Source organism: Hominimerdicola alba (assembly GCF_900109655.1).
GTDB lineage: Bacteria > Bacillota > Clostridia > Oscillospirales > Ruminococcaceae > Hominimerdicola > Hominimerdicola alba_B.
The window spans coordinates 51,838-67,531 of sequence record NZ_FOAT01000015.1 but is presented as its reverse complement, the minus strand read 5'-3'; the positions used below and the strand labels follow the sequence as shown (position 1 = coordinate 67,531).

11 protein-coding genes and 1 tRNA gene are annotated in these 15,694 nt (G+C 47.7%); 11 read left to right on the top strand and 1 reads right to left on the bottom strand.

The annotated features are described in order from the left end of the window. The 11 genes from BMY75_RS14230 to BMY75_RS14180 all read left to right on the top strand — a co-directional run bounded on the left by BMY75_RS14230 (position 1) and on the right by BMY75_RS14180 (position 14,679). Entirely contained in the window at positions 1-1,509 is a 1,509-nt protein-coding gene (locus BMY75_RS14230) for a sensor domain-containing diguanylate cyclase (RefSeq protein ID WP_074835000.1), read from the top strand. Positions 1,510-1,675: 166 nt separating this feature from the next. Further along, a complete protein-coding gene (locus BMY75_RS14225) occupies positions 1,676-7,426 on the top strand; it encodes a DUF3320 domain-containing protein (RefSeq protein ID WP_074834997.1) in 5,751 nt (1,916 codons plus the stop codon). Then, positions 7,413-7,895 (top strand): signal peptidase I, encoded by a 483-nt coding sequence (gene lepB, locus BMY75_RS14220; RefSeq protein WP_074834994.1) that lies wholly within the window; start codon positions 7,413-7,415, stop codon positions 7,893-7,895. The genes BMY75_RS14225 and lepB overlap by 14 nt, the downstream gene beginning before the upstream one ends. A 128-nt stretch (positions 7,896-8,023) precedes the next feature. Further along, complete coding sequence (locus BMY75_RS14215; RefSeq protein WP_074834991.1) at positions 8,024-8,815, top strand: transporter substrate-binding domain-containing protein; 792 nt, start codon at positions 8,024-8,026, stop codon at positions 8,813-8,815. Positions 8,816-8,881: 66 nt separating this feature from the next. After that, complete coding sequence (locus BMY75_RS14210; protein ID WP_074834989.1) at positions 8,882-9,571, top strand: amino acid ABC transporter permease; 690 nt, start codon at positions 8,882-8,884, stop codon at positions 9,569-9,571. Further along, positions 9,558-10,286 carry an amino acid ABC transporter ATP-binding protein gene (locus tag BMY75_RS14205; protein WP_074834986.1) on the top strand — a complete coding sequence of 243 codons (729 nt, stop codon included), beginning with the start codon at positions 9,558-9,560 and terminating at the stop codon, positions 10,284-10,286. Before BMY75_RS14210 ends, BMY75_RS14205 begins: the two co-directional genes overlap by 14 nt. A 417-nt stretch (positions 10,287-10,703) precedes the next feature. Beyond that, the gene (locus BMY75_RS14200; protein WP_074834983.1) at positions 10,704-11,177 is read left to right on the top strand and encodes a glutathione peroxidase; all 474 of its coding nucleotides are present in this window, start codon (positions 10,704-10,706) and stop codon (positions 11,175-11,177) included. A gap of 1 nt (position 11,178) precedes the next feature. After that, entirely contained in the window at positions 11,179-12,264 is a 1,086-nt protein-coding gene (locus BMY75_RS14195; RefSeq protein ID WP_074834980.1) for a radical SAM protein, read from the top strand. Positions 12,265-12,695: 431 nt separating this feature from the next. Continuing rightward, the gene (locus BMY75_RS14190; RefSeq protein WP_074834977.1) at positions 12,696-13,355 is read left to right on the top strand and encodes an epoxyqueuosine reductase QueH; all 660 of its coding nucleotides are present in this window, start codon (positions 12,696-12,698) and stop codon (positions 13,353-13,355) included. A gap of 180 nt (positions 13,356-13,535) precedes the next feature. Continuing rightward, positions 13,536-14,516, top strand: coding sequence for a dockerin type I repeat-containing protein (locus BMY75_RS18505; RefSeq protein ID WP_074834974.1), 981 nt, complete (start codon positions 13,536-13,538; stop codon positions 14,514-14,516). A 90-nt stretch (positions 14,517-14,606) separates the two neighbouring features. Then, positions 14,607-14,679, top strand: a tRNA-Thr gene (locus BMY75_RS14180). Between the two features lie 113 nt (positions 14,680-14,792). On the opposite strand, the gene BMY75_RS14175 is transcribed toward BMY75_RS14180, so the two are convergent. Then, entirely contained in the window at positions 14,793-15,656 is an 864-nt protein-coding gene (locus BMY75_RS14175; protein WP_074834971.1) for a phosphoribosylaminoimidazolesuccinocarboxamide synthase, read from the bottom strand. Between the last annotated feature and the right edge of the window lie 38 nt (positions 15,657-15,694).

Below are 15,694 nucleotides of genomic sequence, written 5' to 3'. Positions count from 1 at the left end.
ATGAACAATACGATCACCGAGACAGGTGAGCTTAAACGAAGCGGTTCATTTATCAGGATGATGATCGTATATTTCGTTGTCTGCCTGATAGGTATGGCAGTGATGATAGTATCGATCAATGCGCTGATGAAGGAGCATGATAAACAGCTCACGGGTCAGATCTGCGATCTTGTCGCGGAAAAGATGAACAATTCAATTAAATATATGACGACCTCTGCGCAGAATATGTCTTCTATGCTCACCGCACAGAAGCACAGAGATCTTCAGGCTCTTTATGATGAGTTTGCGGATCTTGAGGGCGACGGCTATGTAAGTATGGGACTGATCGACGACAGCGGAAAGGTATACGCTTCCGAGCAGCAGCTTGCCGAGTTTGAGAAGTGGCACCTTATTGAAACTGCACATCAGGCAGATCCTGTTTCCATATCTACACCTTACCGTTCGGGATTGACGGGAGAGCCTGTTATTACACTTTTTGCAGATATGAAATATGGATCTGACAGAAAAGGCTGGCTGTTCCTGACATATCCGCTTAAAGAGATACAGAATATGGCATCGACTGAGACCCTTGCGGACGAAACAGAGATATGGCTCATGGATACCGATTCGAACAATGTTATACAGTGTTCCGGCGGAGATGAGCATGGCAGCGGAAGCTGGGCAAATGCTATGCTGATATTTGAGCGTAATATCGACAAGAGAGATGTGGGCAAGTACAGCGAATGGATGCAGTCCATGAACAACGGCGAGCGTTCGGCGGGTGTGGTGTACAGGATAGGAAGCGTCAGCTATTCACAGGTATATGCTAATATCAATTTCATGCACGGCTGGAACGTCGTTGTAAGGATACCCAGCAGCGCCATGTCATCGACAATGGAAAAATTCAGGGGTGTAGTTATACTATATATCCTGACTCTGCTGTTTGCGACGGCTATAATGTTCGTGCTGACACACAGGCGCGATGTTGCTGACAGAGAGATACTCCAGAATCTCTCGATACATGACCCTCTTACAGATGTTATGAACAGAAGAGCGCTGGACGTAGCGGCGCATAATTATTTCCAGAATACGCTTAAGCCCGAATGTGCGGTGCTGTTCATAGATGTGGATTACTTCAAGCAGGTAAATGACAGCTACGGACACGACGCTGGTGACAAGGTGCTGGTGGAATTCGCCGCACTGCTCAAAGAGCTTTTCGGAGATATGGGTCTTATCTCACGTTACGGCGGTGACGAATTCCTTATATTTATCAAGAATGCTGACAAGCTTAAGATAGAATCAAAGGTCAGCGACCTGAAGCGCAGAGTGCATGACATCAAGCCCATTACCATCAAAGAAGGCGATGATTTCAGCGTGAGCTGCAGCTGCGGCGGTGCGCTGTGTCCTCGTGATGCAAGGGATTTTATTAAGCTAAAAGCCTGTGCGGACCGTGCTCTCTACAGGGTCAAGGATCGTGGCAGAGATGACTACGGCTGGTATGACGGCAAGAAAAGCTCGGAAGAAAAGTAAATATATACAGGCACTTTTGTTGTGAAAACGGCAGAAGTGTCTTTTTTTGACAATAAATTGTTGACATTTTACAAAAACAATGATATAATATAAACCAGATATAATCTATTTTGCGGTCGAGGTCATAGGGACTATGGCATTTTGTATCGGCCGAAAGGAGCGCTTTATGGAAAAGCTTGTTACTTTTAGCGCAGCCATGACTGCGCATATAAATTATGCGATGCAGCGCAGTGCTGTGCCTGTATTCCGCAGTATAGTCATGACGAATACTTCGGACATAACGCTGAAAAACGTATTTCTGAGACTTGCGTTTGAACCCGATTTTGCGGAGGATTACGAATCTCCTGCCATAGACCTTGAACCGAATGTTCCCGCTGAGATATCCCCGATAGAGGCGGTGATGCGCCCCGAGTTGTTTTTGGCGCTTAATGAGAATACTGAGGGGTATGTCCGCATTGAAGCCGTTTCCCGCACTGATGAGGGCGAGGAGATACTCGGCAGAGAGGTGAAGCAGCTTGAACTTCTGGCATACGATACCTGGACAGGTGTGAACTTCATGCCTGAGATGGCGGCGGCATTCATAACACCGAATCACCCAGCTGTGCGCGAGGTCCTCTCAAAGGCGGAGGCTATACTTGCACAGTTATGTGGAGAAAGCGGATTTACGGGATATCAGAGCTGTAATCCCAATATCGTGAAACAGCAGATAAATGCTATATACACCGCTCTGGTGCAGGAGAATATCACCTGCACAGCGGCTGCGGGTTTCGATAAAGCGAACAAGGTCACTATGCCCGAGAATGTGCTTTCACAGAAAAGCGGAAGCTGCCTTGACCTTGCTGTACTGTTTTGTTCCTGCCTTGAAGCCGCTGGTCTGAACAGCCTGCTTGTAATGACTTCTACCCACGCTATGGCGGGCTGCTGGCTGGAGGAAGACACATTCCCTGACAGCCTGCAATACGATATCACCGCACTTACAAAGCGCATGGCAAGCGGTGTTGACGAGATATCTCTTATAGAGTGTACTGATTTTTGTACAGAAAATAGCACCGATGCCGATGCTTCGGCTGTACACGCGGCTGATACTCTTGCAAAGGCGGCAGATTTCTGCTTTGCAGTTGATATACAGCGCACCCGTGCCAGCGGCATAAAACCTCTGCCATCCAGGGTATTTGATGAAAACGGCGTATGCATGGCTGAAGACTACGGTCTGCCCGAAAGAGCTTACGGTTCGGTAGGGGATATAGCTTTTGATACGGCGGCTAACGGTCAGCCGAGGGAAGTTACAAAGCAGATGGTCTGGGAGAGAAAGCTTCTCGACCTTAGCCTGCGCAACAGCCTGCTGAATTTCCGACCTACTTCCTCGAATGTTCAGCTGATGGTGGACAGCATAGCTTCGCTTGAGGACGAGATAGCCGCTGATGAGATATTCAAGATAATGCCTGTGCCAAGCGATTTTAAGATGGAAGCGGCGGAGAGCAAGATATATGAGACGGAAACTCAACGCGAGAAGATATCCGAGATAGCTTCGGGCGAATTCCGCTCAAAGCGTCTGCGCACTTTCCTCACAGAAGCCGAGCTTGAAAAGACCATGAAGAAGATACACCGCATGGCGAAGGTCAGCATGGAGGAAAACGGTGTAAATACCATTTATCTTGCGCTGGGATTTCTGCGGTGGTACGAAACTGACAAGAGCGAGCGCCCGCGTTATGCGCCTCTGGTGTTGGTGCCTATCGATATTATTAAAAAGGTACAGGACAAGAGCTTTTCCATACGTGTTCGTGATGAGGACACTCAGGTGAATATCACCCTGCTGGAGATGCTGAGACAGTCCTTTGGCATAGATATCAAGGGTCTCGACCCTGTTCCCGAGGACGAACACGGCGTGGATATACCGCTGATATTGAGTACTGTTCGCAAGGGTGTTATGTCCCGCAACAGATGGGATATCGACGAATATGCATTCATCGGACAGTTCAGCTTCAACAGGTTCATAATGTGGAACGATATCCGTAATCGTGCTGACGAACTGGCACAGAATAAGGTGGTGGCGAGCCTTATCTCGGGAAAGACCGAGTGGGAGGGCAGTGATATCACGGTGTCGCCTAACGACCTTGACGATATTGCTCCTGCCGACCTTGCTGTGCCTGTGGCGGCGGATTCTTCTCAGCTTGCGGCGGTAGTGGCTTCGGGTCAGGGCGAGAGCTTCGTTCTGCACGGACCTCCCGGCACGGGTAAATCCCAGACCATCACCAACATGATAGCAAACGCCCTCTATCACGGACGTTCCGTGCTTTTCGTGGCTGAAAAGATGGCGGCGCTGTCGGTAGTCGAAAAGCGTCTTGCAAAGATAGGGCTGGGTCCTTTCTGTATCGAGCTTCACTCAAACAAGGCGCAGAAGCGTGCCGTTCTCGATCAGCTGAACGAGACCCTGAATGTTGGTAAAATCAAAAAGCCAGCGGATTATCAGGCGCAGGCGGATAAGCTGAAAGCCCTGCGCGCCGAGCTTAACGGCGTTATGGATGAGATACACAAGCCCCGCAACTACGGTATTTCCATGTATGATGCGGCGGTAAGATACGAGCAGAACCGTGCTTTTGAGGGCAAGCTTGCATTCACCGATGAGCAGGTAAATGCTATGAAAGCTGAAACTTACGGCGAATGGCGTGAACTTGTTGACAGCCTTGCAAACCTCGGCAGACAGTTCGGCGGTGTGGCTGATTCTGCACTTAGGGTCTGCCGACTGACGGAGTGCGGTCTGACCACGGGGGATGAACTTCGGGCGAAACTAAACGAGCTGGACGAACAGCTTGCAGAGCTTCAGAAGTGCGAGAGCGAACTTTCTGCACTTGTTGGCGGAGGAAAGCTGACATATGAACAGCTTGCTTGGCTGGCGGATATCCTTGCAGATGCATCAAAGGAAGGCTTTATCCTGCCTGCGGTGTTGACAGGAAATAAATGGGATATGCTGAGACCCTCGGCTGAAAAGACGGTAAACTCCCTTGATGAACTTCGATCGGGCAAAAAAACCCTTGCTGAGACCTTTAATGACAGCGTGTACGGCTATGATGCGGTCAAGGCGCAGGCTGAGTGGAAAGAGGTTCAGGCAAAGTGGTTCATACCCAAGCATTTCGGCAGTAAGCGCCTTGTGAAAGAGCTTGCCGCCCACGGTAAAAATGCGGGTGCGGTGACTAAGGAGAACATCAGCGACTATTACGAAAAGCTGACAGCAATCGCAAAGCTGAAAACCGAGATAGCTGACGGTCAGACTGCGGTGCAGGAAGTTTTCGGGGCGCTGTGGCAGGGCGAATCTACTGAGCCCGAAACGCTGAGAAAGTCCCTTGAAAAATCTGTGGCTATACGCGAGAAACTGGCAGGCTCACCCTTTGATGCGGCGCAGAAGACCGCGCTTGGCGCAAGACTCGGTGCTGGAGAGATGCCGTCATATAAGAATGATAAGCTCAGAAAGGTGCTTGATGAACTGAGCGGAAATTTCAGGATAGATACTGCAAATATGACGGCGGGAACTACCGAGGATATCCGCGAAAGGACTGCGGCACTCGTTGGGGAGATGCCTCGCCTGAAAGACTGGTCAGTGCTCATGAGCTTCTGCGAAAAGCTGGATAAGGCAGGGGCTGCCAATATCAGTGAAGCATATCTGGGCGGAAAAGTGGACAGTAGTGAACTTCTGCCCGCATTTGACTGCGGTATAGCAAAGGCTGAGGTCAGCTGTACTGTTAAGTCAAGCAAGGCACTCTCGGGCTTCACGGGAACACTTTTCGAGGACACTGTGCGCCGACTGAATGAAGCTCATGAAAGCTTCAAAAAGCTGACTATACAGCAGCTGGCGGCTGAACTTTCGGCTAAAGTGCCAGCACCGGGAGAGGGTGCTAAAAGCAGTGAACTTGGCATTCTCCAGCGTGCTATCAAGAGCGGCGGGCGCATGATGAGCATACGCAAGCTGTTCGACAGTATACCCAATCTTCTGCGTAGGATATGCCCTGTAATGCTGATGTCGCCCATCTCGGTGGCGCAGTATATCGATCCGTCTTACCCGAAATTCGACCTTGTTATATTCGATGAGGCTTCTCAGCTGCCCACCTGTGAGGCTGTGGGCGCTATCGCCCGCGGTGAGAACGTGATAGTTGTGGGCGACCCCAAGCAGATGCCTCCCACAAGCTTCTTCTCTTCAAATCAGGTTGACGAAGAGAACTATGATAAGGAAGACCTGGAAAGCGTGCTGGACGATTGCCTTGCACTCTCAATGCCCCAGAAACATCTGCTGTGGCACTACCGTTCGCGCCACGAGAGCCTTATCGCATACAGCAATTCAAAATACTACGAAAACAAGCTCTATACCTTCCCCTCGCCTGACGATCAGGTCAGCGAGGTCAGCTGGGTGAATGTTGAGGGCTTCTACGACAAGGGCAGCACCAAGACGAACCGAGCAGAAGCGGAAGCGGTCGTTGCCGAGATATGCCGCCGTTTGCGTGACCCTCAGTTGATAAAACATTCTGTGGGCGTGGTAACATTCAGCCTGCCTCAGCAGAATCTGGTGGAAGATGTGCTTGCGGACGCTTTCCGCGCAGAACCTCAGCTTGAAGAGCTTGCAAACACCATGTACGAGCCTATACTCATCAAGAACCTTGAAAATGTACAGGGCGATGAGCGTGATGTGATACTGTTTTCCATCGGCTACGGTCCCGATAAAGAGGGCAAGGTCAGCATGAACTTCGGTCCCCTGAACCGCGACGGCGGCTGGCGCAGACTGAACGTAGCAATATCCCGTGCAAGGGAGAAAATGGTGGTATATTCTGTCATACGTCCCGAGATGATCGACCTTTCACGCACACGTTCGGAGGGTGTTGACGGTCTTAAAGGATTCCTTGAATTTGCCGCAAAGGGCAGGTCTGCACTGCCTGTACGTGCTGGTAGCGGAAGTCTGGGTGCAGGCTTTGAAAAGCTGGTGGCTGCCGAGCTTGAACAGCGTGGTTTCAAGGTGAAGTGCAGTGTGGGTTGCTCCGATTACAAGGTCGATGTGGCGGTCGCTGACCCCGATGACGAGAACACTTATATACTGGGCATTAACTGCTGCGGAAGAAAGTATTACGAAAATGGCACCGCATACGACCGCACAGTTTCGCAGCCATCGGTACTGAAAGGCCTTGGCTGGAATGTCATCAATGTTTATATCCTTGACTGGCTAACAGACAAGAACAAGTGCATAGCCGCTGTGATAACTGCGATAAATGAGGCTGTTGAGGCTAAGAACGCTCCCGAGCCTGTTGAGGAAGAGCCGCCTAAAAAGGCTGAACCTCTGGTATTTGAGCGTGAGGAACAATCGGCACTGGCTGATGAGTGCGAGGAGTATGTACCTTTCATACCCTCTGTGCAGGGCAAGCCTGAGGAATTCAACGAACTGGCTTCAAACAGGATAGCCGAATGTATAAACACCATTCTCAAAGCAGAAGCGCCCATCAGCAGGGAAGTTCTGCAAAAGCGGGTTATGACTGCCTGGGGTATAGCAAGGCAGAGCAATCTGGTAAAGGCGGCATTTGATATCGCACTGGAAAAATCATGCGGAAAGGCGTTGAAGTCGGGAGATTCCGAATTCATCTGGCGTGATGATCAGTCCCCTGAAACCTATACATCATGCCGCGCTAAGTGTGCACCAGAAGTCCGCCGTGATATCAAGGATATCCCGCCAGAGGAACTGGGCAACGGTCTGATACTGATACTTTCAAGGCAGATAGCTATGCAGCGTGAAGACCTCATGCGGGAAACGGCTCACCTATTCGGTTTCACGAGGGTGACTCCCGCTCTTGAAGTAGCTGTTTCTCTGGGTATTAAATCTGCTAAACAGCGTGGCAGGATAGCTTTTGAGGAAGACGGAAAGGTGAGATATGCAGAGAAATAAGGTATTTCTGTCGGCGGGCATCATCGCTGTGCTGGCAGTAGCCGCAAAGGTTTTTCTGCGGGTATACAGGATAGCAGGCAGCAGCATGACTCCTACCCTGCATGAGGGCGACCTTGTGGTCTGCGTCGGGAGCAAACGACCTGAAAAAGGTAAAATAGCCCTTATCCGCCGCGGTAATGATGTTATGGTAAAGCGCATAATAGCCATGCAGGGGGATAATATCCGCATTGAAAACACCGGTGAGGTCTTTCTGGATGGCGTTAAACTCGAAGAACCCTATCTCTGCGGAAAACTTACTCCAGAAGTGCCGATATCTCTGACTGTACCAAAGGGCTGTATCTTCGTTATGGGCGATAACAGAGCCGATTCCGTTGACAGTCGCTCTCAAAGGATCGGATATCTGCACAGGCATGCTGTTCTGGGCATAGCTGTGGTGGCCATCACTCCCTCTGGCTTCCGTAGCTTATGAATATTTGAATTTAGTTGACAAAAGGCAAAAAATAATTGCAAAAATTATTAAACTTCTTCTAAAAGGTTGAATATCGAAATTTTGTGTGCTATAATAGCAAAGTGAAACTAATGAAAGGATATGATCTAATGAAGAGAATATTTGCAACAATGGCAGCGATCGTTATATCGGCAGCTGTTATGACTGCCTGCGGTAAAACCGCAACTGAAAATACAGTACATTCCAAAGCTGATCTTGAGGGTAAGACTATCGGAGTACAGCTGGGTACCACCGGCGATTCTCTGGCCAGTAATCCGGAAGTAATTAAAAATGCAAAAGTTGAGAGATACAATAAATATGCAGATGCTGTGCAGGCTCTGAAGCAGGGCAAGGTGGATGCGGTAATAATCGACAGCGATACTGCTAAGGAATTTATAAAAAAGAATGATGATATCGAGCTTCTTAGTGAAGAATTATCGGAAGAAGAGTATGCTATCTGCATGAATCTGGACAATACTGCTCTTCAGGTCGAGATAAACACAGTTCTAACTGAGTTTAAGACTGACGGCACGCTGGATACTATCAAGGAGTATTACGACGGCGCGAACGCGGGCGAGAACAAATTCAAAGCCGATCCGAATGCAGATACCAGCAAAGGCAAGCTTGTAATGGCGACTAATGCAGGATTCCCTCCCTATGAGTATATGGAGGGTCAGGAGATCGTAGGATTTGATGTTGATATGATGACTGCTGTATGCCAGAAGCTGGGTTATGAGCTTGAGATCGATGATATGGAATTTGATTCCATTATCCCTGCTGTACAGTCGGGCAAGGCAGATGTAGGTGTTGCAGGTATGTCAGTTACCGAGGACAGAAAGAAGAACGTTCTGTTCAGCACACCTTATACTAATACTCGTCTGGAAATAATGGTCAGAAAGTAGTATCTCTGTATAAAAATATCGGGCTGTCCCCGAACGTGGGACAGCCTTTGAAATTTGGAGGAAAAAATGGGTTTTATAGACAGCTTCAAGCAGAACTTTATTGAAGCGGACCGCTGGAAGTATCTTTGGGATGGTCTGCTGACCACTCTGGAGATAACAGGAGCAGCAGTTCTGCTGGGATTGTTTCTTGGATTTATAATAGCTATCGTAAGGTGTACATATCTTAAAACAGGCAAGATGAAGCTTGCGAATATACTTTGCAGGATATACCTCACGGTAATACGCGGCACCCCTGTGGTAGTTCAGCTGCTCATCATCTATTTTGTTGTGTTCGCCAGTGTGAACATTTCAAAAACCTTTGTGGCGATAATCGCATTCGGTATAAACTCGGGTGCATATGTGGCTGAGATAGTACGCGGCGGCATAATGAGCATCGACAACGGTCAGATTGAGGCGGGACGCAGTCTGGGTCTTAATTACAGGCAGACAATGACATATATCATCATGCCTCAGGCGTTGAAGACAGTTCTTCCCGCACTTGCCAATGAGTGCATAGTGCTGCTGAAAGAAACATCTGTTGCAGGTTATATTGCTATCGCAGACCTTACAAAAGGCGGCGATATCATCCGTTCACAGACCTTTTCCCCGTTCTTGCCCCTACTTTCTGTGGCAGCGATATATCTGGTGATGGTCATGTTCCTGACATTCCTTGTGGGTAAGCTGGAAAGGAGGCTGTCTGCAAATGATAGACGTTAAAGGTCTTAAAAAGAGTTTTGGTGAGATCGATGTCCTCAAAGGCATCGATGAACATATCGAAAAGGGCGAGAAAGTCGTTATCATCGGACCTTCGGGTTCGGGTAAATCCACATTCTTACGCTGTCTTAACCTGATGGAGAAGCCTACGGCGGGCGAGATACTCTTTGAGGGCAAGGATATCACTAAGCTGCACGAAAAGGAGATAGACCGTGTCAGACAGCGCATGGGCATGGTTTTCCAGCATTTCAATCTTTTTCCACACCTGACCATCAGGAAGAATATCACTCTTGCACCAGTAAAGCTGGGACTTATGACAAAAGAGGAAGCAGATGTAAAGGCTGAAGAGCTTCTGAAAAGGGTTGGTCTGCCCGATAAGGCAGACGAGTATCCAACCAGACTTTCGGGTGGACAGAAACAGCGTATCGCCATAGCAAGAGCGCTGGCTATGAATCCCGAAGTTATACTTTTTGATGAGCCGACCTCGGCGCTTGACCCTGAAATGGTGGGCGAGGTGCTGGAGCTTATGAAACAGCTTGCTGACGCAGGTATGACCATGGTCGTGGTAACTCATGAGATGGGCTTTGCAAGGGAAGTGGCATCGCGTGTGCTGTTCATGGCTGACGGCTATGTAATGGAGCAGAACACTCCCAAGGAATTCTTTGAAAATCCTCAGAATCCAAGGCTCAAGGAGTTTCTCTCAAAGGTACTTGTATGATATTTCAATATATATCTTATGAAAGCAGTCACAGAGATGTGGCTGCTTTCTTTCGTCAGAATGGCTAATTGAAAAGGTGGAAAAAACAGTAAAAAAGAGGTGGATAATATTAAAAATATTACCGAATTATGCTGTAATATATATTAATATTTTAATATTCTGCCTATAGATTATTTCGCAAATCATTTAACATATCGCCTAATGAGTGAGAAATGCGCCTAGATAGGCACTTTTATCAATATTCTACAAATGGCAATGAATGTATAGCACATTTTGACCTTATCGCTAAGTTAACGTTAGTATTATTTAGAGAAAATTCACAATTAAGTATCAATAGTTACTTGAATATTTTGAGGCTGTCGGATATAATTATAGCAACAGGAATATAACAATTACTCGCGAAACGGAGGTTTTGTTATGGGCATATATGATATTACAGTGAAGGACGCAAAGGGTAACAATGTTTGTATGTCAGAGTACAAGGGCAAAGTGCTTCTGGTAGTCAACACCGCAACGCGCTGCGGATTCACTCCGCAGTACGAGGGATTGGAAAAACTTTACGAGAAGCACAAGGACAAAGGGTTTGAGGTGCTTGATTTCCCCTGCAACCAGTTTGCGAATGAAGCCCCCGAATCCGAGGAAGAGATCATGGCTTTCTGCTCAGCACATTTCGGCGTGACTTTCAGGCAGTTTGCCAAGATCGACGTTAACGGTGAGAACGAATCGCCGCTGTACACCGCACTGAAATCCAAGCGCGGCGGAGTGCTGGGCAACAATATCAAGTGGAATTTCACTAAGTTCCTCGTTAACCGTGAGGGTGAGGTCGTGGAGCGTTTCGCTTCTGCAACTACCCCCGAAAAGCTGGAGAAGAAGCTTCTGGAGGTGCTGTAAGATGGACAGCTACGCGCTGGAAAGCTTTCTGGCTCAGGGCGTGGAGCGCTTAATGCGGGATATTATACGTGTGAGCGCCCGCGACCCTAGATCGAGTGCGTTTATACTGAAGTTTTCAGCCGAATGTATGAGAGCTTCAAAGAAAAGAGAACGTTCAAACAGGAAGGGCAGCCATGTGCCGCCCTTTTTGATATGCAGTCTGACCGATGACTGCGGTATGGACTGTGAGGGCTGTTATGCTAAGATAAACAGCTGTCACAATGCGGAGGGGGAGAGCCTCAGTGCCAATGACTGGCTCGATGTTTTTGTTCAGGCGGCGGAATGCGGTGTGAATTTTATACTGCTGGCGGGCGGTGAGCCGCTTCTTCGGCGCGATGTTATCTTTACAGCGGCAAGGTGTAAGAATTTATTTTTCCCCATCTTTACTAGCGGCACAGTCATAGACAGCGAATATGTGGAGCTTTTTGACAAGCACAGGAATCTTTTTCCGCTGATAAGCATTGAGGGCGAGAAGATATCCACCGACAGCAGACGCGGTGACGGTGTTTATGACACAGTTACTGAGAAAATGGTGGAACTTAAAAACAGCAGCGTCCTTTTCGGTGTGTCGGTCACGGTGACTAAAGAGAATGTCAAAGAAGTCTTCGGCGATGAGTTTATCAGTGATCTAAATGAAAAAGGCTGCAAAGCCGTGGTGTATGTGGAGTATGTTCCCGTTGACGGCAGAGATGAGATAGCGCCTGATGAGGAAACACGCGCCTATATGGCACTGCGCCTTGCCGAACTCAGGAAAGACCATCATGAGATGATGTACATATCCTTTCCCGGTGATGAAAAAGCATCGGGAGGGTGTCTGTCTTCGGGCAGAGGTTTCTTTCACATCAATTCCCGCGGCGGTGCTGAGCCATGTCCATTTGCGCCTTATTCAGACTGCAACGTTCGGGACATGACCTTTGATGAGGTGATGAAGTCCCCGCTCTTTTCAAGGATACGCGATTTCACTCTGCTTGAATGTGAGCATGGTGGCGGCTGTGTGCTTTTTGAAAGGCAGGGGCTGATAAATGCTCTCATGCCTGAGGATCGATAGGCTTATATTTTTTGATCTCGGGTGACAGCGATTTGTGCTGCCACCTGTTTTTTTGATCTGTTCATCCCTTGACACGTTGGCGCAGGGGTGATATAATCTACTTATCGGCTCTATGAGCATAGTTCCCACCACAAAATTGACAGGGTAGTACGGAAACTTTAAAAAATAAATTTACCATATATTGGATAATAACTCCTATTTTTACATTTTTATGGCTATCAAATTCATGAGAGAGCGTACCACTGTCAACTTTGTCAATTTTCTAAAAAACACAGCTAAAACCCCGTAAAATAGGGCTTTTAAAAGTTGACAAAACAGTGTCAGTTTGTGTCAATTTTGTCAATTTTCGTATTAACACACTAAAGCGAAATATGACTGACCGATGATATTGCTCGGGATAGTCAGTGATCTTTTATCAGCGAGGTAAGTACATGGAACAGAAAGTTAAGATCAATTATCAGCGCAAGCTTGATGATATCATTCGCGGGCTCGACCCTGCATCTCCGCCGCCGAGGCTTTTGCTGCACAGCTGCTGTGCGCCCTGTTCCTCCTATGTGCTTGAATATCTCTCGCAGTATTTCAGTATCACGGTGTTTTACTATAACCCGAATATCTACCCGCCCGAGGAGTACGACCACAGGGTCAAGGAGCTTGAACGCCTTATCGCGGAGCTTCCGGTGAAGAACCCGATCACCCTTGTGGAGCGTGGCTATGACCCGAAAGAGTTTTATGATGCTGTAAAGGGGCTTGAAAATATCCCCGAGGGCGGAGAGCGCTGCTTTGCCTGCTATCGTTTGCGCCTTGAACGTACTGCTCAGCTGGCTGAAGAGCTGGGTGCGGACTATTTTACTACGACCCTCTCCATATCGCCCTACAAAAATGCTGCAAAGCTTAATGAGATATCCGAGGAACTTGCGCAGATATATCCCACAGCGGCACTGCCTGCTGATTTCAAGAAAAAGAACGGCTACAAGCGTTCAGTTGAGCTTTCGGAGATATACGGACTTTACCGTCAGGATTACTGCGGGTGTGTATTTTCAAAGCGTGAGCGGGAAATATCGGTAAATAACAAAACGCCCCATGAGCATTGAGCTTATCGGGTGTTTTTCTTTTATTCTATTATATAAGTTCTTTGAACGTTGTGTATACAATTTCTGCCAATTTCATAGAGAAGGTTGACAAAGCGGTGCGAATGTAGTAAAATGTAGAGGTACAACAAAATCGAACACCTTTGTGAAAAGAGAAAAATGTGTAAAAAACGGAGGATTATCATGAAAAAGAAAACAATAGCATCATTACTGACAGCGCTGGCTGTTTGCGCAAATACAGCAGTATGTGTATCTGCTGAAAAAAAGACAGTGTATAATGTACGCACTGCGCTGGCAAGTTCAGACCTCAGTCTGCAGTCGTGGGACAATATCACGATATCCGAGGGTCAGAATACTCTGACATTCACCACGCCCAAGGATGGTAAGGGCGACTATTCAAACATCAAGGGCATAGGTTTGCTTGCGATCGACCTTGAAGACTGCTATTTTGATATAGGTACAGTCAGGGTCGACAGCATTGTCGTTGATGGCAAGCCTCTCAAATTTAATTCTGATGCCGTAGTATACGGTGCAGATGACGGTGCGAATAATAATGATTTCCGTATAGAGCTATTTAACAGTTTCGGTGAGACCAAGAATGATCCGCCTTTTAATGCATCATCTGTGACTGTCAATGAAAAGGTTGAGGTTACTTTCACTTTCAGCACTGAGGGCTACAGCGGCGGCACCCGCAGGATAGGCGGAAATGTTATTGAAAAGAAAAAGACATCAAGCCCTCAGGCTCTTAAAGGCTGCAGCGTTAGTCTGAACAGGCACAAAAAGGACGGCAGCGCTTCGCCTGACGAAGAAGTGACCTGTACAGTCAGCGGAGGTCAGTTCTATGCCGATGTTGAGCGCGGCTACTATGATGTTACCATAAGCAAGCCCGGTTATGCCACCAAGAGGATCGAGAACGTTCCGGCTGGCAAGCGTATGCCTTCCGAACTCAAGAATGTTGATCTCAGAGCCTACGGCGATGTCAACGGCGATGGCAAGATAAACATTACTGATGTTACACTTGTTGCGGCTTATGTTAAGCAGGTAAGGATGTTCAGTGATAAATATCAGTTCAGCGTAGCGGACGTAAACCACGATAACAAGGTAAATATAACCGATGTTACTACGATCGCGGCTGCTGCAAAAGGACTCAAAAAAATAAAATAAAAAAATTGAAAAAAAGACTTGACAAATCAAGTTAAATGGTGTATAATATATAAGTCGGTTGACGAGAGTGATCAAAACGACCGACTGTTAGCTGCTATGGCTCAGGTGGTAGAGCACATCCTTGGTAAGGATGAGGTCCCCAGTTCGAATCTGGGTAGCAGCTCTTTTATGACCGATATCCTTTATGGATGTCGGTTTTTTGTTTTGTAAAAAATAGTGTAATAAAAATAATGTCCCGCAGACTTTTCTGACTGCGGGACTGTTTTTATATTTGTATTACTTGTAGGAATCTCTGCCTGTGATCTTGGTGTAGCATTCCTTGTAGAGAGCAGCGGTTTTCTCTGCGATCTCCTCGGGGAGCTTGGGAGCGGGTGTAACACCGTTGAGGTTGTTCTCGATGAGCCAGTCACGAACGAACTGCTTGTCGTAAGATCTGGGAGATACGCCTGTCTTGTAATCCTCAGCTGCCCAGAAACGGCTGGAATCGGGAGTCATTACCTCATCACCCAGGGTAAGAACGCCGTTCTCATCGTAACCGAATTCAAACTTGGTGTCAGCGATGATAAGACCCTTCTTCTGAGCGTCCTCATAGCACTTGTTGTAGATCTTAACGCAGATATCAGCGATCCTGTCAGCTTCTTCAGCACCGATCTCAGCTCTGAGTCTGTCGAGAGTGATGTTCTCGTCGTGACCCTCATTATTCTTAACGGAAGGTGTTACCATAGGCTGAGCAAGCTTTTCAGCAAGCTGATATTCGCCTTCAACGGGCTGACCGCAGAATGTCTTGGTCTTCTGGTATTCGCCCCACATACTGCCGAACATATAGCCTCTTACAATGAACTCGTAGGGGAGCATCTTCAGCTTCTTGGACATGATAGTTCTGCCCTCGTACTGCTCCTTATCCTGTGATATTTCAGCAGGCATTTTGGAGATATCGTCTGTGATGATGTGGTTGGGAACGATATCCTTTGTAAGGTCGAACCAGTAAAGTGCTATCTGATTCAGCGCCTTGCCCTTGTTGGGTATGGTGGAATCAAGAATAACATCGAATGCGGAGATCCTGTCGGTGGTGACCATGATAAGCTCGCCGCCGTCTGTTTCGTATACCTCTCTTACCTTGCCTGAAATGATCTTCTTCATAATGAAACACCTCGAACCTTTCTGTTTTAGATAAGTAT

What these genes read in the sequence shown, in the direction of transcription:
- BMY75_RS14230 (WP_074835000.1), top strand. Translation starts at nt 1, where the DNA reads ATGAACAATACGATCACCGAGACAGGTGAGCTTAAACGAAGCGGTTCA.
- BMY75_RS14225 (WP_074834997.1), top strand. Translation starts at nt 1,676, where the DNA reads ATGGAAAAGCTTGTTACTTTTAGCGCAGCCATGACTGCGCATATAAAT.
- lepB (WP_074834994.1), top strand. Translation starts at nt 7,413, where the DNA reads ATGCAGAGAAATAAGGTATTTCTGTCGGCGGGCATCATCGCTGTGCTG.
- BMY75_RS14215 (WP_074834991.1), top strand. Translation starts at nt 8,024, where the DNA reads ATGAAGAGAATATTTGCAACAATGGCAGCGATCGTTATATCGGCAGCT.
- BMY75_RS14210 (WP_074834989.1), top strand. Translation starts at nt 8,882, where the DNA reads ATGGGTTTTATAGACAGCTTCAAGCAGAACTTTATTGAAGCGGACCGC.
- BMY75_RS14205 (WP_074834986.1), top strand. Translation starts at nt 9,558, where the DNA reads ATGATAGACGTTAAAGGTCTTAAAAAGAGTTTTGGTGAGATCGATGTC.
- BMY75_RS14200 (WP_074834983.1), top strand. Translation starts at nt 10,704, where the DNA reads ATGGGCATATATGATATTACAGTGAAGGACGCAAAGGGTAACAATGTT.
- BMY75_RS14195 (WP_074834980.1), top strand. Translation starts at nt 11,179, where the DNA reads ATGGACAGCTACGCGCTGGAAAGCTTTCTGGCTCAGGGCGTGGAGCGC.
- BMY75_RS14190 (WP_074834977.1), top strand. Translation starts at nt 12,696, where the DNA reads ATGGAACAGAAAGTTAAGATCAATTATCAGCGCAAGCTTGATGATATC.
- BMY75_RS18505 (WP_074834974.1), top strand. Translation starts at nt 13,536, where the DNA reads ATGAAAAAGAAAACAATAGCATCATTACTGACAGCGCTGGCTGTTTGC.
- BMY75_RS14175 (WP_074834971.1), bottom strand. Translation starts at nt 15,656, where the DNA reads ATGAAGAAGATCATTTCAGGCAAGGTAAGAGAGGTATACGAAACAGAC.